Raw genomic sequence first — 23,064 nt, 5'->3', positions numbered from 1 at the left:
GTCGGCGAGCGGCCCGATGTCGTCGGCCGTGAGGGACGACACGGTCAGCCGTACGCCTCGGGGGGCCGCGGTCCTGAAGCGCGCGCCGGGGGCGACCGCCCACCCCGCGTGCAGCAGCCGCGCCACCGCGCCGGTCTCGTCGGCCACCGGAACCCAGACGTTCATGCCGCTGCGGCCGTACGCCACGACGCCCCGTTCCGCCAGCGCCCTGACGAGCCCGTCCCGCCGCTCCCCGTAGGCGCGCGCGACGGCCGGTACGTCCACCGCTCCCGAGGTCCACAGGTGGACGACGGTCCGCTGGAGGAGCCGGCTCACCCAGCCGGGGCCCAGCCGCTGACGCCCCTGGACCCGGTCGACGGTCAGCGCGTCCCCGCCGAGCACCGCGAGCCGCAGATCGGGACCGTACGCCTTGGCGGTCGACCGTACGAACGCCCACCGGTCCGTGACCCCGGCCAGCGGACGGAGCGGCAGGTCCACGATGCTGTGGCCGTGGTCGTCCTCGATGAGCAGCACCTCGGGGCGGTCCGCGAGGAGGGCACGCAGCTCCGCCGCCCGGCCGGCGCCCATCGAGGCGCCGGTCGGGTTCTGCGCGCGGCACGTGACGACGACCGCGCGGACGCCGTCGCGCAGCGCCCGGTCCAGGGCGTCCGGGAGCGGCCCGTCGTCGTCCACCCCGACCGGCACGAGCCGCAGCCCGAGCGCGGGGACGAGATCCAGCAGGCTGCCCCAGCCGGGGTCCTCCACGGCGACGGCGTCACCGGGGCGCAGATGCGCGGCCAGGACGCGTTCGATGGCGTCCAGCGAGCCGGAGGTGACGGCGACCGGTCCCGGCGGCACCCCGTCGGCGTCCAGCGCCGCGCGGGCGAGGCGCGCCAGTTCCGGGTCGACGGGTTCCTGTCCGTACAGCCCGGGACGGCGGGCGTGGTGGCGCGCGGCGGCGGCGAGCGCGTCGCCCAGCGGGGGCAGCAGGGCTGTGTCGGGGTTGCCCTCGGAGATGTCCCGTACGCCGGGCGGCGCCTCGACGCGGATGGAGCCGCGGGCGGTGCTCGCCGGACGGGGCCGCACCCGGCTCCCCCGACGACCGGCCGTCTCGATCACCCCCCGGTCGCGCAGGGCGCGGTAGGCGGCCGCGACGGTATTGGGATTGACCCCCAGCTCGGCCGCCAACTCCCGCATCGGGGGCAGCGGTTGGCCCGGCGCCAGCTCGCCGGAGCCGACTCCTCGCTCCACGCTGGCGGAAATCTCAGCGGCACCCCGGCCCGTAATCCGGTACTCTCCTAGCACAAAGAATACTATGCACTAGTGCAATGGAGAAGGCAAATGCCCGAGACCACCGACACCGCACAGGCCGCCCGGCCCACCGGGAACACCGCTGGGAACATCACGGGGAGCACCACCGGGAGCGCCGCCTACCGGCCCACGGCCCGCACCGTCCCCACCCGGTCCAAGGAGCGGGCCTCGTACGACCACGAACTGGTGCACGGGATCCTGGACGAGGCGTACCTCTGCCACCTCGGGTTCGTCCGCGACGGCGCCCCGGTCGTGCTGCCGACGCTCTACGCGCGGGTGGGCGAGCGGCTGTACGTACACGGCTCGACGGGCTCACGCCCGCTGCGGATGGCGCGCGGCGCCGTGGCCGGGGCCGGGGCAGGAGCCGACGCGGACGCGAGCACCGGCACGGACGCCGGCCCCGGTACGGGAGCGGACGGGACTCCGGACGCCGGCCTCGCGGTCTGCCTGACCGTGACCCATGTCGACGGTCTGGTGCTGGCGCGCTCCGCCTTCCACCACTCGATCAACTACCGCTCGGTCGTGGTCCACGGCACCGCCCACCAGGTCACCGACCCCGAGGAGCGGCGCACGGCACTCGACGCGATCGTGGACCAGGTTGTCCCCGGCCGCGCCGCCGACTCCCGCCCCGCCAACGCGCGCGAACTGGCCGCGACCGCCGTGATCCGGCTCGATCTGGACGAGGTCTCCGCCAAGGTCCGTACGGGCGGCCCCAACGACGAGCCCGAGGACGCCGTCCTCCCGCACTGGACGGGGGTGGTCCCTCTCGTACGCGGCTACGGCACCCCCGAACCGGCCGCCGATCTCGCCCCGTCCGTCACGGTGCCCGGCTACCTCTCCGCCCTCTGAGGCCGGGCCGGATCCTCCGACTCCGGTTCCGCCACCGGGATCTCGCCCAGGGCGCCCGCGCCGCCGGCGACCGGTCCCGACGGCGCCTTGGGCGTCGACGACTGGGCGATGAAGGCGCCGACGAGGACGACGGCGCCGCCGAGGATCTGCGGGGCGGAGAGATGCTCCCGCAGCAGCACCCAGGCCAGCACGGTCGCGACGACCGCCTCCAGACAGGCCACCACACCCGCCACCTGCGGGGAGAGCTTGCGTACCGAGATCACTCCGGTGACGTACGCCAGCACGGTCGCGATCAGCACGATCCAGCCGAGCAGCAGCCCGGCCGCGATCCGCGAGCCACCGAGGTCCACCGAGCCGCCGAGGACCGCCCACTCCATGCCCCACGGGCGGGCCACGGCGGTCAGCACCACGGCCCCGACGATCAGGCCGTACGCGATCACACCGAGCGGATCGGGGGCGTCCGCCCCGTCGCTGCCCTGGTCGGACAGGACGAAGTAGCCGACCTGGCAGCAGGCCGCGCCGAGCGCGAGGAGCACCCCGACCGGGTCGAACCCCAGCCCGGCCCACACCTCGACCACACAGGCGAGCCCGCCCACCGCGAGGACGACCCCCACGGCGGCGGCGCGGGTGACCGGCCGGCGCTGGACGAAGCGGACCCAGAGCAGGACGAGCGCGGGGGCCAGGTATTCGATGAGCAGCGCGACACCGACGGGGATCCGGGAGAGCGCGGCGAAGTAGCAGGCCTGGACGCCCGCGACGGCCAGCAGACCGAACCCGGCGAGCAGCGCGGGCCTGCGGCGCACCAGCGCTCGGTGGCGCCAGGCCACCGGGAGCATGATGAGGGCGGCGCCCGTGACCCGTAGCCAGACCACATGGAGCGGATCGAGCCCCGCTTCGATCAGCGGCTTGGCCGCGACCCCCGAACCGCCGAACGCGAACGCCGAGCCCAGAGCCAGTGCCAGGCCGACGTTCCTCCCCTGAGACGCGTGCATGGCGTCATCATGACAGCTCACGTCAGGAGCGTCACCCGCGTGACACCTGTCGAGACGACCGGGGCCCGGCGGGGCCCGGGATCACAGCCGGTCGGAGAGCCGCGACAGCCGTCGCTCCAGCGTTCCGGCGTCGGCCCCGGCCCGTTCCAGCACCTCGACCGCGCGGCAGTCCCGGTCGGCGAGGAGCGCGGCCAGCAGATCGAGCCCGCTGATCCGCGGTTCGCCGTTACGGGCCGCCCGGTCCAGGGCGCCGGCCATCGCGGCGAGCGCCTGCGGGGACCAGCCGGTCACGGCCCGGTCGACGGCGTCACGCGGCACGGGCACCGCCGGGACGGAGCCGGAGTCCTCCACGGTGGCCTGCCAGCGCAGCCCGTAGCCGATGCTCCGCTGGACGAGATAGCCGAGTACCCGGACCACACGTTGATCGCCGCCGAAGACGTCCCGTACCAGCGGATCCGTCTCCAGCAAGGAGTGCAGCAGATGGGCGGTGTCGACCTGGGCGTCCCCGCCGCGCAGCGCCCTGCGGCGCGCGCCGGAGAGCACCGACACCAGCTCCGCGGTGAGCCGGGACTCGGCAGCGGCGCGGACCGGCGTGACACCGGCGCGCTCAGGGGCGGGCGATACCGGCACCACGGGTGAAGGCTTCTGCACGCTCCCACCCCATCAGTCCCCCGCGCCCGGGGCATCCCCGGCGGGGAGCATCTTCGTCTCCGACGGAGGGTGGGCACATCGGGACGAGTCCTCCTCCTTGCGGATGAGATTCCCCTGTTACTTCCCCGATGCACCCTTCCGGATCCTGCCGCGCCCATCCCCGAGGCTCATCCCCGAGCGGACGCTCGACCGAGGCCCCGCGACGTTCCCGGCGGACACCGCGAACGTCGCGGGGCCTTGCGGACAGCCGGCCGCGCGGGCGGTCAGTCCTCGTCGGCGAGGATCAGATAGAGCTTCTTGCGCGATTCGTTGATGACCGCCAGGGCCTTCTCCCGCTGCTCGGGAGAGCCGGTCTTCCAGACCTGGCCGAAGGCTTCCATCAGCCCGAACCCGGCCTGCCGTATCTCGTTCATCGACTCCCAGTCGATGCCGCGACCGGCCTCTTCCCACGGGGCGTCGGGCCCCGACTCCGCCTCGGCCGCACCGGCCTCGGTGAGGGTGAACAGCTTCTTGCCGCCCTCGCTCCGGCTCTCGATCAGCCCCTCGTCCTCCAGCAGCTGGAGGGTCGGGTAGACCGATCCCGGGCTGGGGCGCCAGGCCCCGCCGCTGCGCTCGCCGATCTCCTGGATCATCTCGTAACCGTGCATCGGCCGGTCCTTCAGCAGCGCCAGGATCGAGGCGCGCACATCGCCGCGCCGCGCCCTCCCCCGGCCTCCGCCGCGCCCCCGGCCGCCCCCGCCGAAGGGACCGCCGAACGGCGGGCCGAACGGCCCGAAGGCCCCGCGCCGCCCCTCGAAGTCGCCCCGGCCGGGGTGGCCGGGCCCGCAGTGACCGGATCCCGGTCCGTACTCGTGTCCATGTGAACGCATCGCTACGCTCCCTTCATCGTTGATCTGTCGCGATGCGTCAACGATATATCGGAACCTGTCGCATGACAAGGGTGCCATGGCGTCGCGTGCCAAGCGCCACGCTCCGTAAGATCCGCCCGGCGATCCGTCCCGTGATCCGCCCGGCGATCCGTCCGGCGGCTTCTTCGGTCCACTTCTTCGGTCCACCGGTACGGAATTGGCCTTGGGCAACGGATCCACGCGGCTCCTACGCTCTCGCCATGCGCATTCGAATCGTCGACGCCTTCACCGACCGCCCCTTCAAGGGAAATCCCGCCGGGGTGCTACTCCTCGACTCCGACGGTTTCCCGGACGCCGGCTGGCTCCAGCAGGTGGCCGCCGAGGTGAACCTCTCGGAGACGGCCTTCGCCCACCCCCTGCCGCCCGGCGGCGCCGCCGACTGGGCGCTGCGCTGGTTCACCCCGGTCACCGAGGTGGGCATGTGCGGCCATGCCACCCTGGCCACGGCTCACGTACTGCACACCACGGGACGCGCGAGCGGCGCCCTGCGCTTCGCCGCCCGCCCCGGGATCCTCGGCGCCACCGCGCACGAGGACGGTTCGCTCACCCTGGACTTCCCGACCTCCCCGCTGACGCCGGTCGCCGTCCCCGACGGCGTCCCGGCCGCCCTGGGCGCGGAGCCGCTCTCCGTCCACGACACCTCGGAGCACATCGGGGACCTGCTGGTGGAGCTGGCCGACGAGCGGACCGTACGGAGCCTCGCCCCGGACTTCGCGGCGCTCAGGGCGTTCTCCGAGCGCGGCGTGATCGTCACCGCGCCCGCCGACGAGCCGGACGGCGGATACGACTTCGTCTCGCGGGGCTTCTTCCCCAACGCCGGGATCGACGAGGACCCGGTGACCGGCAGCGCGCACACCGTGCTCGCCCCGTTCTGGTCGGCGCGGCTGGGCCGCACGGAACTGACCGGACTCCAGGTCTCCGCCCGCACCGGGCTCGTCCACACCTCACTGCGGGGCGACCGGACCCTGCTCACCGGACGGGCCGTCACGGTCATCGACGGCGAACTGCACAGCGCGCCGTGAAACGGCCGAGGGGCGTACGGGTCTCCCCGTACGCCCCTCGGTCCTGGTGTCCGCGGCGCCCCTCGGCATCCCGGCACGCCTCTCGGCGCCCGGCGTCCCGCCCGCGACGCTCGCGCGCCGGTCCCCGTCACACGGTCGGCAGCCAGGAAACGTGGCCCGCCAGCAGCGCGTAACCGACGAACGCCCCGATGTCCAGCAGCGCGTGGGCGGCGACCAGCGGGCCGACGCGCCCCCAGCGCCGGTAGAGCAGGACGAACACCACGCCCATCACCATGTTGCCGATGAAGCCGCCGATCCCCTGGTACAGGTGGTACGAACCGCGCAGCACGGAACTCGCCACCAGCGCGCCCATCGGCGTCCAGCCGAGCTGTCCGAGCCTGCGCAGCAGATACCCGACGACGATGACCTCCTCCACCACGGAGTTCTGCACCGCCGACAGGATCAGCACCGGGAACTTCCACCACACGGAGGGCAGCGACTCCGGCTGCACCGTCAGATTGAATCCGGCCGCCTGCATCGCCAGGTAGAACGCCAGCCCGGTGCTGCCGATCCCGGCCGCCACCAGCGTGCCGCGCCCCAGGTCCTGCCAGGGCCTGCGGCCGTCGAAGCCGATGTCGCGCAGCCCGCTGCCCTCCCTCAGCAGAAGGTGCGCGACGAGCGCGACCGGGACCAGCGCCGTACTGATCCCGAAGAGCTGCCAGGCGAGATCGAGCCACGGCCGCCCGGGCGCGGCCGAGGCGTTGAGTCGGGCCGCCTGGTCACCCAGCGCCTCGGGCCTGGTCAGCGAGCCGATGAAACTGATGAGCGCCGACACCGCGCTCGCGCCGAGCGAGAGCGCCAGCACGAGCACCGTCTCGGACCTCAACGTCCTCGATGAGAGGGCCTCTTGGGGGTAAGAGCCGTCCACCCGCCCCGCCTCCGCCTGCACACCAGCCTCCAGTTGGGTAATCCCGCCTCATGCCTCTCACGGTGCCGCTAGGGTCTCGAATGCGGGTACGAAGATCGCTCGCGACAGGCCGGAAGACCGGCGCCGTCCGGCGTCCGGCGTCCGGGCCCGCACCTCCGGGCCCGTCCACTCCTCCAGCCCTTGTTCACCCTTCACGAAGGAGGGGCGTCACCGTCATGGGACGTCACAGCTTGCCCGACGCACGATCGGCGGGAGCGCGCAGGGCCCTGTCACCGCGCCGCCGCACGGTCACGATCGCCGCCGCGGTCGTGGTGTCGGTGGCCGCCGGAACGGGAATCGCGGCGGGCAGCGGCCTGCTCTCCCTCTCGGAGACCTCCTGTGACAACACGCCCGTACGGCTGGATCTCGTCGCGTCCCCGGACATCGCCCCCGCCCTGCGCGCCGTGGCCGACCGCGCCCGGCGCGACCATGTCACCTCCGACGGCCGCTGTATCGACATCCGGGTCACCGCGCGGGAGAACGCCGAGGTCGCGAACACGCTCGCCACCAGCTCCGTCGCGCCCGACTACCAGATCTGGGTACCGGACTCGGACCTCTGGGTGGACCGCGCCAAGGGGGCCGGGGACGGGGTCGCCCTGACCCCGGCGGGCAATGTGGCACTCTCCCCGGTGGCACTGGCCGCGCTGCCGACATCGGCGCAGGCGCTGGGCTGGCCCGCGAAGACCTACACCTGGGCCGCGCTGGCCGCGGCGACCGGCAACACCGACACCGTGCGCCTGGGCGCCGCCGATCCGTCGCGCAGCGCCACCGGGCTGCTCGCGCTCAGCAGCATCGCGGAGTCGGAACAGCAGGAGTCCGAGCGGCAGGGCGGGGACCGGCGGCAGACCGGAGCCGGGCAGGGCGGCGCGGAGGGCAAGCAGGGCGCGGACGGCAAGGCGAAGACCGGGGGCCAGGAAGGGGCCGGCGGCACCCGGGCCGCCGCCACCGCGCGACTGCTCACCCAGCGGGTCTCGGAGTCGGACAGCCGCGTGCTGGAGAGCCTGGCCCGGGACGGCGCGGGCGCCGGGCTCACCGATCCCCGGAGCAATGAGGCGGTGCTCCTCTCCGAACAGGCCGCGTTCCGGCACAACTCCGAGAACGGCGGCTCCGCGAAACTCGACCTCTTCTACCCCACCGACGGCGCGCCCGCGCTCGACTATCCGTACAGCCTGGTCAACCAGAGCGCGCTCAGTACGGACGAGAGCCGCGCCGCCATGCGGTTCATGGCGCTGCTCAGCGAGGACAGCTCGTACCGCACCCTGGCGGAACACGGTTTCCGGGTCGCGAACACGCCCGTCCACGACGATGTGCTCCTCACCGCCGGGGGCCGCTCCCCGCAGCCGTACACCGGGGAGGACGCCCGGCCACCGTCCACGGAGGCCGTGGAGCGGGCCCTCGGCCTGTGGACGATGTCCGTGCGCAGCGCCCGGCTGACCACCGTCGTGGACGCCTCGGGGTCGATGGAGGAGTCCGTTCCGGGACGCGGCGGCCAGAGCCGGATGGATGTCACCAAGGCGTCGCTGCTGCGGGTCCTCGCCCAGTTCACCGCCGAGGACGAGCTGGGCCTGTGGGAGTTCAGCACCCGGCTGGACGGCGCCAAGGACTACCGCAAGCTGGAGAAGACGGCGCGGCTCGGTGAGCCCGCGAAGGGCGGCGGCACCCACCGCGAGCGGCTCTCCGACGCGTTCACCGCGCTGAAGCCCGTCCCCGACGGCGACACGGGGCTGTACGACACGGCGCTCGCCTCCTACCGGGAGGCACGGTCGAATTATGTGCCCGGGAAGTTCAACGCACTCATCATCCTCACGGACGGCTCCAACCAGGACGACGACAGCGTTTCGCGCGGCGACCTCGTCGAACAGCTCAAGAAACTCGCGGACCCCGAGCGCCCCGTGCCGCTGATCGGCGTCGCGGTGGGACCCGACGCGGACCGCAAGGAACTCGACGAGATCGCCCGGGCCACCGGCGGCGCCGCGTACGAGGTGAGTGACCCGGCCGACATCCAGTCCGTGATCCTTCGGGCGATCATGCTGTCGGCGAGCGAGTCCGCGGCGGACGCCACCGGCGACACCACAGCGGCCCGCCCCTGACCCGACAGGGCCCCGCCCCTGCCCCCGGCGACCGGCCCGACCACCACGACCCTTGCCCCGACGCGACCGGCCCCCGACCCATCACGGCCGGCCACCGACACGACCCGCCCCTGACCCGACACGCCGCCGGACGGCGGACCGGGCCGTCACGCCCTCGCCCCTTCCTCCTCCCCGCCGGGCTGCCGGCCGGGTCACCCCCTCCCGCTGCCGAAGGGCCCCGCGTCGCAGTCGCCGGGGTCGGCCGGTCGCCGGCCCGGCCGTCCGGGGCCCGACCGCCGCCCGCCGGAGGGCGCGGGGAACCCCGTCGGCCAGGTGTGCACCGGCTCCCCCAGGTGCATCAGCTCGCAGTAGCGGCGGGTCGTCGCCGCGAGCGCCGCTTCCCGCTCCAGCCCGGCCTCCAGCGCCCGGTGGAAGGTCTCCACCTGCCAGGAGGCTCCGTTCACCCGCCGCTTGCACCGCTCCTCGATGACCCCGAGGTAGAAGTCCCGGTCCACCGGCGAGATCTGCCACGCGTCGAGCCCGGCCGCCGCGAGCGGCAGCAGTTCGTCGCGTACGAGCTTGACCGCCGGTACGGTCGTGATCCCGCCGGCCCGGCCCGGGCGCGGCCAGCGCAACTCCGCGTCGATGCCGTGGCGGCACGCCTCCTCGAAGTTCCTGGCGGCGTCCGCGAAGGGGAGCCGGCGCCACACCGGCCGCGCGTCCTCGGCGAGCGCCCGCACGAGCCCGTAGTAGAACGCGACGTTCGCGATGACGTCGGTGACCGTCGGCCCCGCGGGCAGCACCCGGTTCTCCACCCGCAGGTGCGGGGCGCCGTCCGCTACCTCGTACACCGGCCGGTTCCACCGGTAGACCGTGCCGTTGTGCAGCGCCAGCTCCTGGAGGTCGGGCATGCCGCCCGCGTCGAGGATCGCCATCGGGTCCTCGTCGTCGCAGATCGGCAGCAGCGGGGGGAAGTAGCGCAGGTTCTCCTCGAACAGGTCGTAGGCGGAGCTGATCCAGCGCTCGCCGAACCAGGTCCTGGGGCGCACTCCCTGCGCCTTCAGCTCCGGCGGCCGGGTGTCGGTGGCCTGTTCGAAGAGCGGCGGCCGGGATTCCCGCCACAGCTCCCGGCCGAACAGGAACGGCGCATTGGCACCCAGTGCCACCTGCACGGACGCCACCGACTGGGCCGCGTTCCACACGTCGGAGAACCGGTCGGGGGTGACCTGGAGATGCAGTTGTACGGAGGTGCAGGCCGCCTCCGGGGTGATCGAGGCCGACGTACAGGTGAGCCGTTCCACGCCCTCGATGTCGAGGGTGAAATCCTCGCCGCGGGCCGCGACCATCTGATCGTTGAGAAGTGTGTAGCGGTCCACGTCGGAAAGATTCGCGGAGACCACGTCGTGCTGTGTGAGGGTCGGCAGAATTCCGATCATCACGATCCCCGCGTCGACCTCGCTCGCTTTGCGGTGGGCATATCCGAGGCCCGTGCGCAGTTCCTCGGCGAGCTGGTCGAGAACGCGCCCGTCCAGCCGGTGCGGAGCCACGTTCACTTCCAGGTTGAACATTCCGAGTTCGGTCTGGAAATCACCGCTCGCGATGCGCTTCAGCACCTCCGCATTCATCATGCGGGGCATCCCGTCGGAGCCCGCCAGATTCAGCTCGATCTCCAGGCCCATCAGATTCTTGGGCCGATCGAACCGCTCCTCCGCCAGGAGCCGCTCCAGCACCGTCAGGCACTGCTGGAGCTTCCTGCGGTATTTCTGCCGATCGGACAGGTCGGAACCGCCCGCTTCGACCTTCTCCCCCATCGAAGTGTCCCTCCTCGACTGGGCGCCCGGCGGCTGGGGCCGCTCGCGTCACGATCGATAATGCCCACACAGAGTGATCCGTAACGTCCCCGTCCGCCCCCGGCGCCCGGTAGGGTGGTGTCCGGCCTCCGAGGCATCCGGCACATTCACTCGGCATGACAGGGTGACAGGGAGTGGATTTTCGTTTCCGCTGCCCGAACGGGCGCTGAAATCGCCGACCATTTTCAGCCGACCCCATCCGGCGAATCACCCCAGGCCAGACGCCCTCCCTTCGCTATTTATCAACAGAAATCGCGCGGGAGATGGACTTAATAGTGCCTTGCCCGCAATATCCGGTACAGCTAGCGGAAACATGGCGTGAACACGCGTCGTATAAACTCTGCCCACGAGGCAGAGAGTCGGCGCCCGGCCGTACGGCCCGGCACCCCACCTCTGACCCCGCATGCCGACAGCGATGTCCGCACCCGCCCACGCTCCATTTCACGCGTCACCCTGTCTCCTGAATGAGAGGCAACCCACCATGCCGCTGCATGTACCCCCGGCCCCGGCGCCCGCCCTGCGCAGCGTTCTCGCGGCACTCGGTTCCCCCACCGCCGTGCGCGATGCCCGCACCCCCGCTCTGCAGTCCGTCCAGGGACCGCTGAGCCCCGAACTCCCGCTTCCCGTCCACATTCTCGACGGTCCCGGCGTTCCCGGCATTCCCGGCGTTCCCGACCACGTCACCCAGGAGGACCGGACCACCACACCGGGCAGCGGTACGCCACGGACCAGGCTGACCGGCTGGCGCTTCCTGATCCGCAGCGGCGACCGCTCCGTGGCCGCCGCCGACACGATGCTCACCGCGGACGGCTGGGCCTTCTCCCGCTTCTTCGAGGGCCCGTACCTGCCCTCCACCGAGCGGGCGCTGCGCCAGGCCGAGAGCCTCACGACGGCCTACCAGCCCCGGCTGCTCTCCGTGCCCGAGCTGTACATGCTCACGCTCTGGCTGCACGGCGACACGGAGGCCGACCCCGGAGCCGGTGCGCCCGCGCCCACCGACATCCTCGTACCGCTCGCGCCCGCGCCGCCGGGCATCGCGGCGCACCGACCGCACCGGGTCGCCGAGTTGCTGCCGGTGATCGGGCTGCGGCTCACCCCGGCCCCGCCGCTCGCCCCCGCTCCGGCGGCCGCCCCGGCGCCTCCACTGCTCCGTACCCCGGCCTGATCGCGCGACCCGCGCCCGTGCCCCGCGGCCCCGCCGGTCGCGGGGCACTTCGCTGCCCATCCGGCGTAGTCCTCCCGGGCCACCTTGAATCACCCGAAAGGACAGCCCAGTTGAGCTGAACCGTCCGCGTGGGTGAGACGTCCTTAAGCAGAAGGAAGCACTGCCGCGAAATACCTGCGGATCGCCGTCCGCGGGGCAACACTAGGACTGGACCAGAGATACGGGGGAGCGGCCATGAGTACATCGAGCCGCAGGACACTCACGACGACTCAGCGAAAGAATCCACCCATGTGCCAGCATCAGCCAGCCTGTCCGACAGCCGACTCCGCCGACCGTGACGCGGCGCGGCTGATCGCGCACCACCCGGAGCAGGGCTGGAGCCTGCTGTGCAACGGCGTGCTGCTCTTCGAGGACACCGGAGAGCTGCTGCCCGACGGACAGATCATCGCTCCGCACCGGCCGCTGCGCACGGAACAGGTCGCGACGGCGGCCTGAGACCCGGCGCCGCCCAAGAGCCCTCGGCGCCACCCGGCAGCCCGCGGCCCGCACGACGGCCCGCTGCCGGTGGAAGAACGAACAGAAGAACGGGGGCCGGCCCGGAGATCCCTCCGCACCGGCCCCGACGCATGACCGCGAACGCCCTTAAGCCACCTGACGTCCCGTCAGCTGTCCTACACGTCAGTCGTCGTACGCGTCCACCGGCGGGCAGGAGCAGACCAGGTTACGGTCACCGAACGCGCCGTCGATCCGGCGGACCGGCGGCCAGTACTTGTCCGCGGCCGAGACCCCGGCCGGGAAGACCGCCTCGGCCCGGCTGTAGGCGTGCTCCCACGCCCCGCCCAGCGCCGCGGCCGTGTGCGGGGCGTGGCGCAGCGGATTGTCGTCCGCGGGCCACTCGCCCGACGCGACCCGCTCGATCTCCGCACGGATCGCGATCATCGCCTCGCAGAAGCGGTCGATCTCCCGCAGGTCCTCGCTCTCGGTGGGCTCGATCATCAGGGTGCCCGCCACGGGGAACGACATGGTCGGCGCGTGGAAGCCGTAGTCGATCAGCCGCTTCGCGATGTCGTCGACGCTGACACCGGTGGCCTTGGAGAGCGGCCGCAGATCCACGATGCACTCGTGCGCCACCAGCCCGTTCGGACCGGTGTAGAGCACCGGGTAGTGCGGCTCCAGGCGCTTGGCGATGTAGTTGGCGGCCAGCACGGCGACCTGCGTCGCGCGCTTGAGGCCCTCGCCGCCCATCAGCCGTACGTACGCCCAGGAGATCGGCAGGATGCCCGCCGAGCCCCACGGCGCCGCGGAGATCGGCCCGACGCCCGTCTCGGGCCCGGCGGCCGGCTGGAGCGGGTGGTTGGGCAGGTACGGGGCGAGGTGGGCCCGGACGCCGACGGGGCCGACGCCGGGGCCGCCGCCGCCGTGCGGGATGCAGAAGGTCTTGTGCAGGTTCAGGTGCGAGACGTCGGAGCCGAACCGGCCCGGCTTCGCCAGCCCGACCAGGGCGTTCAGGTTGGCGCCGTCGACGTACACCTGACCGCCCGCGTCGTGCACCGCCGCGCAGATGTCGCCGATGTGCTCCTCGAACACCCCGTGCGTGGACGGGTAGGTGACCATCAGGACGGCCAGCTCCGCACCGTACTGCTCGATCTTGGCCCGCAGGTCCTCGACGTCGACGTCGCCGTCCTCGCCCGTCTTGACGACGACGACCCGCATCCCGGCCATGACCGCGCTCGCCGCGTTCGTGCCGTGCGCGGAGGACGGGATGAGGCAGACGGTGCGCCCGGTCTCCCCGTTGGCCCGGTGGTACGCCCGTACGGCGAGGAGCCCGGCCAGCTCGCCCTGCGAACCGGCGTTGGGCTGGAGGGAGACCGCGTCGTACCCGGTGACCTCGGCGAGCCGCTCCTCCAGCTCGCGGATGAGCGTCAGATACCCCTGGGCCTGCTCGGCCGGGGCGAAGGGGTGCAGCGCGCCGAACTCGGGCCAGGTGACCGGCTCCATCTCGGTGGTCGCGTTCAGCTTCATCGTGCAGGAGCCGAGCGGGATCATGCCGCGGTCCAGCGCGTAGTCACGGTCGGCGAGCCGGCGCAGGTACCGCAGCATCGCGGTCTCGGAGCGGTGCTGGTGGAAGACGGGGTGCGTCAGATAGTCGTCGGTGCGCAGCAGTTGGCCGGGGAGCACGTCGTCCGTGGCCGCGTCCAGCGCCTCGATGTCGCCCTGCACGCCGAAGGCCGTCCACACGGCGGCGAGCTGGGCGCGGCCGGTGGTCTCGTCGCAGGCCACGGAGACGTGGTCGGCGTCGGTCTGGTGGAGGTTGACGCCGCCCTCCCGCGCGGCGGCGACGATCTCCGCGGCGCGGCCGGGCACGCGGAGCGTGAGCGTGTCGAAGTACGTGTCGTGCACGGCCTCCACCCCGCCGGCGCGCAGCCCCGCGGCGAGCACCGCCGCGTACCGGTGGGTGCGCCGCGCGATGGCGCGCAGCCCGTCGGGGCCGTGGTAGACCGCGTACATCCCGGCCATGACGGCGAGGAGCACCTGTGCGGTGCAGATGTTGCTGGTGGCCTTCTCGCGGCGGATGTGCTGCTCGCGGGTCTGGAGCGCGAGCCGGTACGCCTTGTTGCCGTCGGCGTCCACGGAGACCCCGACGAGCCGTCCCGGCAGGCTGCGCGCGAACTTCTCGCGTACGGCCATGAAGCCGGCGTGCGGTCCGCCGAAGCCCATGGGGACGCCGAAGCGCTGGGTGGTGCCGACCGCGATGTCGGCGCCCAGCTCACCGGGCGGGGTGAGGAGCGTGAGCGCGAGGAGATCGGCGGCGACGGTGACGACCGCGCCGAGGTCGTGCGCCCGCTCGATCACGGTCCTGATGTCCCGTACGGCCCCGGAGGCGCCCGGGTACTGGAGCAGCACCCCGAAGACTCCGCGCTCGGCGGCCTCGGCGGGGATGCCCTCGCCGAGGTCGGTGACGACGATCTCGACACCGGTCGGCTCGGCGCGGGTGCGGATCACCTCGATCGTCTGCGGGAGCGTGTCGGCGTCCACGAGGAAGACACCGCCCTTGACCTTGCCGACGCGGCGGGAGAGCGCCATGGCCTCGGCGGCGGCCGTGGACTCGTCCAGCAGGGAGGCGCCGGAGGTCGGCAGCCCCGTCAGCTCGGCCACGACGGTCTGGAAGTTGAGCAGGGCCTCCAGCCGGCCCTGGGAGATCTCGGGCTGGTACGGCGTGTACGCGGTGTACCAGGCCGGGTTCTCCATGACGTTGCGGAGGATCACCGGCGGCGTGAAGGTGCCGTAGTAGCCGAGCCCGATCATCGGCGCGAGCACCTGGTTCCGGTCGGCGAGGGAGCGCAGCTCGGCGAGGACCTCGGCCTCGGTGCGGGCGTCCGGGAGGTCGAGGGCCCCCGCGCTCCTGATCGCGTCAGGCACCGCGGCGGCGGTCAGCTCGTCGAGCGAGCCGTAGCCGACCTGCGCGAGCATCTTCGCCTGCGCCCCCGCGTCGGGGCCGATGTGGCGCTGCTCGAAGGGGGTGCCTCGCTCCAGCTGGGCGAGCGGTGTGCGGTGGGCGTTCATGTACGGAGGCCTCCTGGTCTGCCACGACCTGCGGGGGCACCACGGCTCGGGTGCCCTGAACGGCCTCCCCCTCTGTCATCTCGACCTGAGAGCTTCACCGGCCCGCCGTGCGGCGGTCCGGCTTTCACCGTCGGTGAGAGCGGATGCCGTACGGGGTACGGCGCCCGCCCTGCTTTCCAGAGTGACCTCGTCCGCGCGGTACGGGGGCCTGAGAGATTCCGGGGAGGATTTGCTCCTTCGGCGCCTCCGGTGGGCTCACCGGAGAACTCTCCCGCACGGGGTCAGCAGCCGCTTGCCAGCCTACCAGCGGGGTCTTCCGGACAACTTTCGAGTGGCCGTCCCACCGGTTCTGCACTTTCGTAGTGTTCAGGAGCAGTTGCGACCCGCTGGAGGGACCGTGGAGACCCATATCGATCCGCGCAGCCTGATAGGACGCAAGGCGTACGACCGTGACGGCCGTAAGTTCGGCACGGTCGACGAGGTCTATCTCGACGACGCCACGGGCACGCCCGAATGGGCCGCCGTGCGCACCGGACTCTTCAGCCGTGACGCCTTCGTACCCCTCGCCCCCAGCACCCTGGCCGAGGACGGCCTGCGGGTCCCATTCGAACGCGCGTTGATCAAGGACGCCCCCGATTTCGGTGTCGGTCGCCATCTCTCCCCCGACCAGGAGCTTCAGCTCTACCACCACTACGGTCTCGCCCTGCCGTCCCCGGAACCCCCGGAGGGGCCCGGGGGCCTCTCCGGCCGTGACAACGAGCGTGACTTCGGGCGGCTGGCGGGCCACGACGACTGACCCGGCGACGGACCCGGCGACCGACCGGTCCCGGGTACGAGGGGCAGCGGCTCGGAGAGTTCCAGCGCGGGATCGTCGGCCCAGAACGTCCGCACCCACCCCGGTGCGGATCCGGGCTCCTCGAACCGTACGGTGACCCTCCGCAGCCCGCTGCCCTGCACCCAGCCCGGGCCGAATTCCGTGTGGCGCACATCGTGTCCGGCCGGGAACCGCCGCTCCCCGGCCGGGCCGGACGTCCCGGCCGGCGACGGCGGCCCGTCCCCCGGGTCCGCCGCCCCCTCCGTCGCCGAGCCCCCCTGCCCCGCCCCACCTGCGGCCACGGCGTCGCCCTGCCCCTCCTCCGGCCCGCCGGTGGCCGCGGCGGCCGTCCCGGGCTCCTCCTCCGCCGCCCGCTCCCGGGCCGCGGCCTGCGCGAACAGGTCCTCCTGCGTGAAGTCGGCGAGCCCGGTCACCCCCACCCCGAGCAGCCGGACGCCGCCCGTGGTGTCCACGGACTCCAGGAGGCGCCCGGCCGCCTCCCGCACCACTCCCGGGTCGTCCGTGGGGCCCCTGAGCGTCTCCGAGCGGGTCAGCGTGGAGAAGTCGTACCTGCGCACCTTGAGGACGACGGTCCGCCCGGAGTGTCCGGACGCCCGCAGCCGGCGCACGCACCGCTCGGCGAGCCGGTCCACCTCCGTACGCACCCGCACCCGGTCGTGGAGATCGGTGTCGAAGGTGTCCTCGACCGAGACGGACTTGGCCTCCCGCTCGGACACCACGGGCCGCTCGTCGTGGCCGAGCGCCATCCGGTGCAGCGAGGTGCCGTGCGCCTTGCCCAGCAGCCGTACCAGCTCGTCCTCGCCCGCCTCGGCGAGATCGGCGACCGTCGTCATGCCGGCCCGCCGCAGATGCTCGCCCGTCGCGGGCCCCACGCCGGGCAGGGTCCGCACCGACATGGGCCCCAGCAGCTCGCGCTCCGTGCCGGGCTCTATCAGGAGCAGCCCGTCCGGCTTGGCCTGCTCGGAGCCGATCTTCGCGAGCATCTTGGACCCGGCGAGCCCCACCGAGCCGCTGAGCCCGGTCAGCGCCCTGATGTCCCGGCGCAGCCGCTCCCCCGCGGCCAGCGCCGAGGCCGTGTCATGGGCCGAGCCGCCGGCCTCCAGGTCCACGAACGCCTCGTCCAGGCTGAGCGGCTCCACCAGCGGCGAGAGCCTGCCCAGCAGCTCCATCACCTGCTCGCTGACCGCGCGGTAGAGCGTGAAGCGCGGCACGAGATACGCCGCGTTCGGCGCGAGGCGGCGCGCCTGGGCCATCGGCATCGCGGAGTGCACCCCGAACCGCCGTGCCTCGTACGAGGCCGTCGAGACCACACCACGCGGCCCCAGACCCCCGACGACCACCGGTTTTCCACGCAGACTGGGCTTCGCCGCCTGCTCTGCGGCGGCGAAGAAGGCATCCATGTCCAGATGCAGCACGGTCGGCGCGGTTCTCACACCACCGATGCTGCCTCACGCCACTGACAATCGGCCCGGGACGCAGCCGCCCGGTCGCCCGGCCCCCCGTTCCGCGGGACGGGGTCCGCTCAGACGGCCCGGTCCCGGCGCCTGCGCGCCAGTTCGTCGGCGGGGTTGTTCCCGATCAGCGTCTCTCCGGTGTCGATCCGCTCCCCGTGGAGCTGGGAGAGCGCGGCCTCGACGTCCCGCCACACCACCCCGACCGCGATCCCGAAGATGCCCTGGCCCCCTTGGAGCAGGCTCACCACCTCGTCGGGCGAGGAGCACTCGTACACCGTCGCGCCGTCGCTCATCAGCGTCATGCGGTCCAGATCCCGGAAGCCCCGGTCCCGCAGGTGCTGGACCGCCGCCCGGATGTTCTGGAGCGCCACCCCGGTGTCCAGGAACCGCTTCACGATCTTGAGGACGACCACGTCCCGGAAGCTGTAGAGCCGCTGCGTGCCCGACCCGTACGCCGGCCGCACACTCGGTTCGACCAGCCCCGTACGTGCCCAGTAGTCCAACTGGCGGTACGTGATACCCGCCGCCGCGCACGCCGTCGGCCCCCGGTATCCGACCGTGTCCGCTCCGAGGTCGGGCGCCCTGCTGTGAAGCGGATACGGACCGCCCGCCGCCGTACCGTCGCCGCTGCTTCTCACGCCGACCCTCCGTCCTTGACCTGCCCTGTCGAAGGTAGGCAGTCACCCGGGGTGCGTCAACGATCGCCACACTCGCCACGCCGAGTGATAATCACCCTGAGAGTGGTTTCCCGTGTCCCTTTTCGGGGAAAAGCTGACCGAATGTGCTGACGGAGCCCGGTACAGCGCTCACCCGCCGCTCACTGGCTGTTGGTCCCGAAGTCCTCCGGAGAGATCTGGTCGAGGAACTCGCGGAACTTCTCCACCTCGTCCTCCTGCTCGTCCGGGATGGCGATGCCGGCATCGTCCAGAACCCCGTCACTGCCGTAGATCGGCGTACCCGTGCGCAGAGCGAGCGCTATGGCATCGCTCGGCCTCGCGCTCACCTCGACCCCGCTCGCGAAGACCAGCTCCGCGTAGAAGACCCCTTCACGCAGGTCCGTGATCCGGACTTCGGTGAGCTCCTGGCCCACCGCTTCCAGCACGTCCTTGAAGAGATCATGGGTCAGCGGCCGGGCCGGGGCCATGCCCTGCTGGGCGAAGGCAATGGCGGTCGCCTCCCCCGGTCCGATCCAAATGGGGAGGTACCGGTCGCCTCCCACTTCACGCAGGAGCACGATCGGTTGGTTGGAGGGCATTTCCACCCGGACACCCACAACGTCGAGCTCGTTCACACAGCAACCCTAGGACGTGCCCGGCAGGTTTGGGTAGTCGGACTCCCCCATGATCAGTGCGGATCCGTCCCGAGAGCCGTACGGAGCAGGGCGGCGTGGAGCTCCACGCAGAGTGCCGACAGCTCCCGCGTGGTCGCCTCGGCATGGGCCCTGGTCTGCGGATTACGGTGCAGCCGCAGCGGCGCCACGACCTGCTCGACCAGTCCGGCGTCCCGCTCGGCCGCCGCCTTCATGGCGCGCAGGTGCCGGGGCTCCAGGCCGAATCTGCCCAGATCCGAGACGAGTTTCGCGACCGTCACCGACTCCGCGCCGTACCCGCCGTCCGGCGTCGGGGCGACCAGCCCGTACGCCTCCCACTCGGCGAGCGCGTCCGCGTCGGCCCCGGCCGCCGCCAGCAGCTCCTCACGGCCGATCCGCGCCGTGGCCGGAAGACCGGACTCCGCGTCGCTCCGCGGGCCCGGCAGGGCCCGCCGAGAGCCGGGAAGAGGGACCTCCTCGCCGCGCTCCAGCGCGTCCAGGTGCCCCTTGATCACTTTCAGCGGCAGATAGTGGTCCCGCTGCATCCGCAGGACGCGAGCGAGCCGCTCGACGTCCTCCGCGCTGAATTTCCGGTACCCGGAGGGGGTCCGGCAGGGCTCGACGAGCCCCTCGGCCTCCAGAAACCGGATCTTGGAGATGGAGACCTCGGGAAACTCGTCCCGCAGCCTGCCCAGGACCGCGCCGATGCTCATCGGCGCGGTGCCGGAAGAGGCGGTGCCGTGTCCGGCACCGCCCGTCGGTGTACGCGGCATGGACCTTCCTCAGGGGCTTGTCACACGCCCCGCTGGCTCGCGTAGAAGACCAGCCGGTACTTTCCGATCTGGACCTCGTCGCCGTTCGCCAGCAGGACCGAGTCGATCCGCTCACGATTGACGTACGTACCGTTCAGGCTGCCCACGTCCGAGACGGTGAAGTGACCGTCGCCGCCCCGGCGGAACTCCACATGGCGGCGCGACACGGTCACGTCGTCCAGGAAGATGTCGCTCTCCGGGTGGCGTCCCGCCGTCGTCAGCTCGCCGTCCAGCAGGAAGCGGCTGCCCGAGTTCGGGCCGCGCCGCACCACCAGGAGCGCCGAGCCGAGCGGCAGGGCGTCGACGGCGGCCTGCGCCTCCGGCGTGAGCGACGGCAACGCCGTCTGCCCCGTCACCTCGGAGTCGTACGCCTCAAGACCCGAGATCGAGATCGTCGACGTCGTCTCCGAGGCGCGCTCCGGCGGCACCCCGCCCCGCAGCGGCGCCCCGCAGTTGGAGCAGAACCGACTGGCCTCGGCATTGCGGTGCCCGCACCTCGTACAAACCGGCAAGGCCGCCATAGAGGGATCCTCCTGCCGCGACGGCCCCCCGGGGGCCGATGATTCCCCGAAACCTATGCGGCCGGGACCGGCAGGGTCAACAGACGACGCGCCGGTGGCCTCGCCGCCCACCTGGTCGCGGAAGAGCGGACGTTCGCCGCCCTGCTCCTCGCTCCCGCCTTGGCGCGAGGCACGATGACGGGAGCGCCCGCCGCCGTCCTCGCGTGCGCTTTTGCCGAACAACTTCCCAAACAACTTCACGGGCGATTCCCCTTGACCGAAACAGACCCGCCCGTGGGGCAGGACGAACCCTGAATGAACACACCTGCCGACCCGGACATCTTGACAACGTCCGTATCCACCGGACAGTTTCCACCACTCACCGCACTGTTCGTGCGCCGACCCCCCGCAACCTCATGCCCCCGTGCGACGGCTCGCATGCACCTCCGCCTCACCGCGATGACGACCGAGCGTAGTCAGGGCGCTTCGCGGGTCGCAAGGCATTCACAATGATCTTCTCAGCCCGTGCCACCGTGGCCGTGGCCTGCTCCTTCTCCAGTGTCTGGACCACCCCGCCCGGAATGTTCAGGGCGGGCTCCAGGTCCTGCGGTTTGCCGATGACCTTGAAGACGTACGGGGAGGACACCGCGTTGCCGTCCACGCGAACATCACCGCCCGTGCCCGAGAAGTACGTATCGGCGACGACACGGACATCGTTGATCTGAATGGCCTCCGCGCCGGCCGCCCGCAGCTCCTGGATCGCGTCGAGCAGCATGTCCGGCTCGACCGTCCCGCTGATGTCCCGGACCGTCAGCGTGATCCCGGGCCCCTGAGCGGCGACCGTACCGGCCAGGATACCGAGCTGCTGCTCCTTCTCCCTGGTCTGCTTACGGGCCTCCTCGGCCTGGTCCGAGCTGGTCTCCAGCTCGGTGCGCTGCGCGTCGAGACGCTGCTTCTCGTCCTCCAGCCGCTGCGTCCGGTTGTCCAGCTCGTCCAGGATCCGCACCAGGTCCTCCTGGCGGGCGCCCCGCAGCGCGCTGTCGTCGTTGTTCGACGTGACCTGGATGGCGAGCCCGAGCCCGAGCCCGAACAGCAGGACGGCGACGATGAGCTGTGCCCGGGTCACCCGCGGCGGCCACAGACCCGCCGCCAACCGCTGGCGTCCGGTGAGCTGTTGGGCCTCGGAAGGCGCTGCGGCGTTTCCGGCGGCGTCCTCTGACGCCGGGCCGGCCGCGGGACTCCCGCCGGCGGCGCCGGAACTCTCCCCGGCTCCCTGGCGCCGCTCCGGGCCCCGCGGCCCGTCGGATCCCTCGGACTTCCCGGCGTCGTGCGGCTTTCCGGGTCCGACCGGCTTCCCGGGTCCGACCGGCTTCCCCGGCCCCTGCGGCTTCCCGGGCTCCTGAGAGTTCTCCTCGCTGCTCATCGGCGTCACGCCCGGAACACGTGCCGGCGGATCGCGGCAGCGTTGGAGAAGATCCGGATACCGAAGACGACGACCACGCCGGTCGACAACTGCGCGCCCACACCCAGCTTGTCGCCGAGGAAGACGATGAGCGCGGCGACCACCACGTTCGACAGGAAGGAGACCACGAACACCTTGTCGACGAAGATCCCGTCGAGCATGGCCCGCAGCCCGCCGAAGACCGCGTCCAGAGCGGCGACGACGGCGATCGGAAGATACGGCTCGACCACAGCCGGCACCTCGGGCCGGACCAACAGTCCGACCACGACTCCCACGACGAGGCCCAGTACGGCGATCACGATGTGCCCTTCCCCATGTCGGCCGCGTCCTGCCCGGTGCCCTTCCCGGCGTCGGCGGTCTCCGGCTCTGCTGTACGTACGATCAGGCTGGGCGCGGCAGGAAGACGCACCTCCCGCTGATCCGAAATGCTGGTGCGGATGCCGAAGTTCTCCTGCAAGGAGTGCAGATACTGGCCATCGGCGCTGTCCTGGAACGCGGTGCTCAGCTTCTTTCCGTCCCCCACCGCGAGCACCGTGTACGGCGGCACGAGTGGCCTGTTGTCGACCAGTATGGCGTCACCGGCGGCCCGGATCGCCGACAGCGAGGTCAGCCGCTGGTCGTTGATGGCGATCGCCTCCGCGCCCGACTCCCACAGGCCGTTGACGACCCGCTGCATGTCCCGGTCGCGCACCCGGCCCGTGTCGGAGAAACCACTGCTCTCCCGGGGACCGCCGCCACCACCGGACGAGGCGTCCTTGGCGTCGTCGACGACCAGTTTCACGCCGGGCCCGTGCACGGGCGTCGCGCCGGCCAGCAGCGCCACCACCTCGCCCTGGTCCCCGCCCCGGGTCCGCAGGGCGGCACGCTGCCGGTCGCCGACTTCCTTGCGGAGCTCCTCCACCGAGCGCTCCAGCCCGTCGGCGGTGGACGTCTCCGCGTTGATCCGGTCGATGAGTTCCTCGCGCTCCTTGGCCACCACCGGGGCGGAGATACGCGCCTGGGCGGCGCCCACGGTGACCACCAGAGCGGCCAGCACCAGCCCCGCGGCAAGGCCCAGTTTGGCCCTGAGCGTGCGCGGCAGCCCGCCGTCCTCCGCGGCCCTGCGCGCCGCCGCCTCCGCGTACCCCTCGTCGAGGCTGTGGTCCATCACACTGTTCAGCAGCGACATCGACGCGTCAGGACGCGCGGGCGGAGAAGCGGTGCTCCGGATGGGGGGCTGCTGCGACATGCCGCACATCGTCGCACGTCGCGACCACTACCGCCGAATGGCCCCACCGACGCGCCGGGGGGGGGGCGCGGGCGCCCCCCCCGCCCCCACCCGCACCCCCGCCCAACCGCCCCGGCCCCCCCCAAAGACCAGCGCGGGGCCACCCCGCCGGCCACCCC

At 72.3% G+C, this 23,064-nt stretch carries 20 protein-coding genes, 1 pseudogene and 1 riboswitch; of the genes and pseudogenes, 6 read left to right on the top strand and 15 right to left on the bottom strand.

The genetic code is table 11. From position 1 onward, the window contains the following. A partial coding sequence (locus ACFTZC_RS40970) for an aminotransferase class I/II-fold pyridoxal phosphate-dependent enzyme (RefSeq protein ID WP_382899095.1) occupies positions 1–1,284 on the bottom strand: 1,284 nt, incomplete at its 3' end. 36 nt (positions 1,285–1,320) lie between these two features. Between ACFTZC_RS40970 and ACFTZC_RS40965 the strand changes: the two genes are divergently transcribed. After that, positions 1,321–2,139: a pyridoxamine 5'-phosphate oxidase family protein gene (locus ACFTZC_RS40965; protein ID WP_382899094.1), complete on the top strand. Its 819-nt coding sequence runs from the start codon at positions 1,321–1,323 to the stop codon at positions 2,137–2,139. On the opposite strand, the gene ACFTZC_RS40960 is transcribed toward ACFTZC_RS40965, so the two are convergent. The 3 genes from ACFTZC_RS40960 to ACFTZC_RS40950 form a co-directional block, all read right to left on the bottom strand. After that, complete coding sequence (locus ACFTZC_RS40960) at positions 2,121–3,131, bottom strand: DMT family transporter (protein ID WP_382899092.1); 1,011 nt, start codon at positions 3,129–3,131, stop codon at positions 2,121–2,123. The two genes, ACFTZC_RS40965 and ACFTZC_RS40960, sit on opposite strands and share 19 nt — an antisense overlap. A gap of 81 nt (positions 3,132–3,212) precedes the next feature. Beyond that, the gene (locus ACFTZC_RS40955; protein WP_382899090.1) at positions 3,213–3,782 is read right to left on the bottom strand and encodes a Clp protease N-terminal domain-containing protein; all 570 of its coding nucleotides are present in this window, start codon (positions 3,780–3,782) and stop codon (positions 3,213–3,215) included. Between the two features lie 263 nt (positions 3,783–4,045). Further along, positions 4,046–4,651 (bottom strand): PadR family transcriptional regulator, encoded by a 606-nt coding sequence (locus ACFTZC_RS40950; protein WP_382899089.1) that lies wholly within the window; start codon positions 4,649–4,651, stop codon positions 4,046–4,048. A gap of 239 nt (positions 4,652–4,890) precedes the next feature. On the opposite strand from ACFTZC_RS40950, the gene ACFTZC_RS40945 reads away from it, so the two are divergent. Continuing rightward, positions 4,891–5,712 carry a PhzF family phenazine biosynthesis protein gene (locus ACFTZC_RS40945; RefSeq protein WP_382899087.1) on the top strand — a complete coding sequence of 274 codons (822 nt, stop codon included), beginning with the start codon at positions 4,891–4,893 and terminating at the stop codon, positions 5,710–5,712. 127 nt (positions 5,713–5,839) lie between these two features. Here ACFTZC_RS40945 and ACFTZC_RS40940 read toward each other — a convergent pair whose 3' ends face one another. Further along, positions 5,840–6,640, bottom strand: coding sequence for a CPBP family intramembrane glutamic endopeptidase (locus ACFTZC_RS40940; protein WP_382899085.1), 801 nt, complete (start codon positions 6,638–6,640; stop codon positions 5,840–5,842). A gap of 194 nt (positions 6,641–6,834) precedes the next feature. On the opposite strand from ACFTZC_RS40940, the gene ACFTZC_RS40935 reads away from it, so the two are divergent. Continuing rightward, positions 6,835–8,748, top strand: a complete 1,914-nt coding sequence (locus tag ACFTZC_RS40935) for a substrate-binding domain-containing protein (protein ID WP_382899083.1) — start codon at positions 6,835–6,837, stop codon at positions 8,746–8,748. A gap of 287 nt (positions 8,749–9,035) precedes the next feature. Here the strand turns inward: ACFTZC_RS40935 and ACFTZC_RS40930 are convergent. Then, positions 9,036–10,538: pseudogene (locus ACFTZC_RS40930) on the bottom strand (glutamate--cysteine ligase); the annotation flags it as partial. Positions 10,539–11,058: 520 nt separating this feature from the next. Here ACFTZC_RS40930 and ACFTZC_RS40925 point away from each other — a divergent pair. Both ACFTZC_RS40925 and ACFTZC_RS40920 read left to right on the top strand, forming a co-directional pair. Further along, entirely contained in the window at positions 11,059–11,742 is a 684-nt protein-coding gene (locus ACFTZC_RS40925; RefSeq protein WP_382899081.1) for a hypothetical protein, read from the top strand. A 288-nt stretch (positions 11,743–12,030) separates the two neighbouring features. Beyond that, positions 12,031–12,237 carry a DUF5999 family protein gene (locus tag ACFTZC_RS40920; protein WP_365818822.1) on the top strand — a complete coding sequence of 69 codons (207 nt, stop codon included), beginning with the start codon at positions 12,031–12,033 and terminating at the stop codon, positions 12,235–12,237. Between the two features lie 183 nt (positions 12,238–12,420). Here the strand turns inward: ACFTZC_RS40920 and gcvP are convergent, their stop codons facing one another. Continuing rightward, entirely contained in the window at positions 12,421–15,306 is a 2,886-nt protein-coding gene (gcvP, locus tag ACFTZC_RS40915) for an aminomethyl-transferring glycine dehydrogenase (RefSeq protein ID WP_382899079.1), read from the bottom strand. Between the two features lie 186 nt (positions 15,307–15,492). Next, positions 15,493–15,590, bottom strand: a riboswitch (glycine riboswitch). 113 nt (positions 15,591–15,703) lie between these two features. Between gcvP and ACFTZC_RS40910 the strand changes: the two genes are divergently transcribed. Further along, positions 15,704–16,102, top strand: coding sequence for a PRC-barrel domain-containing protein (locus ACFTZC_RS40910; RefSeq protein ID WP_382899077.1), 399 nt, complete (start codon positions 15,704–15,706; stop codon positions 16,100–16,102). On the opposite strand, the gene ACFTZC_RS40905 is transcribed toward ACFTZC_RS40910, so the two are convergent. The 8 genes from ACFTZC_RS40905 to ACFTZC_RS40870 all read right to left on the bottom strand — a co-directional run bounded on the left by ACFTZC_RS40905 (position 15,997) and on the right by ACFTZC_RS40870 (position 22,906). After that, on the bottom strand, positions 15,997–17,574 hold the full coding sequence (locus tag ACFTZC_RS40905) for a DNA polymerase IV (protein ID WP_382899076.1): 1,578 nt from the start codon (positions 17,572–17,574) through the stop codon (positions 15,997–15,999). The two genes, ACFTZC_RS40910 and ACFTZC_RS40905, sit on opposite strands and share 106 nt — an antisense overlap. Before the next feature lie 89 nt (positions 17,575–17,663). Continuing rightward, entirely contained in the window at positions 17,664–18,233 is a 570-nt protein-coding gene (locus ACFTZC_RS40900; protein ID WP_382899074.1) for a MerR family transcriptional regulator, read from the bottom strand. 179 nt (positions 18,234–18,412) lie between these two features. Continuing rightward, positions 18,413–18,886, bottom strand: coding sequence for a bifunctional nuclease family protein (locus ACFTZC_RS40895; protein WP_006123076.1), 474 nt, complete (start codon positions 18,884–18,886; stop codon positions 18,413–18,415). 53 nt (positions 18,887–18,939) lie between these two features. Next, positions 18,940–19,677, bottom strand: coding sequence for a MerR family transcriptional regulator (locus ACFTZC_RS40890; protein ID WP_382899073.1), 738 nt, complete (start codon positions 19,675–19,677; stop codon positions 18,940–18,942). Between the two features lie 20 nt (positions 19,678–19,697). Continuing rightward, positions 19,698–20,519: an FHA domain-containing protein gene (locus ACFTZC_RS40885; RefSeq protein ID WP_382899097.1), complete on the bottom strand. Its 822-nt coding sequence runs from the start codon at positions 20,517–20,519 to the stop codon at positions 19,698–19,700. A gap of 148 nt (positions 20,520–20,667) precedes the next feature. Beyond that, positions 20,668–21,639, bottom strand: coding sequence for a DUF881 domain-containing protein (locus ACFTZC_RS40880; RefSeq protein ID WP_382899071.1), 972 nt, complete (start codon positions 21,637–21,639; stop codon positions 20,668–20,670). Positions 21,640–21,644: 5 nt separating this feature from the next. After that, complete coding sequence (locus tag ACFTZC_RS40875; RefSeq protein WP_023543062.1) at positions 21,645–21,977, bottom strand: small basic family protein; 333 nt, start codon at positions 21,975–21,977, stop codon at positions 21,645–21,647. Further along, positions 21,974–22,906: a DUF881 domain-containing protein gene (locus ACFTZC_RS40870; protein WP_382899069.1), complete on the bottom strand. Its 933-nt coding sequence runs from the start codon at positions 22,904–22,906 to the stop codon at positions 21,974–21,976. The genes ACFTZC_RS40875 and ACFTZC_RS40870 overlap by 4 nt, the downstream gene beginning before the upstream one ends. Between the last annotated feature and the right edge of the window lie 158 nt (positions 22,907–23,064).

This window comes from Streptomyces sp. NPDC056987, from assembly GCF_042673865.1.
Classification (GTDB): Bacteria; Actinomycetota; Actinomycetes; order Streptomycetales; family Streptomycetaceae; genus Streptomyces.
This window is presented reverse-complemented; position numbering and strand designations above follow the sequence as displayed.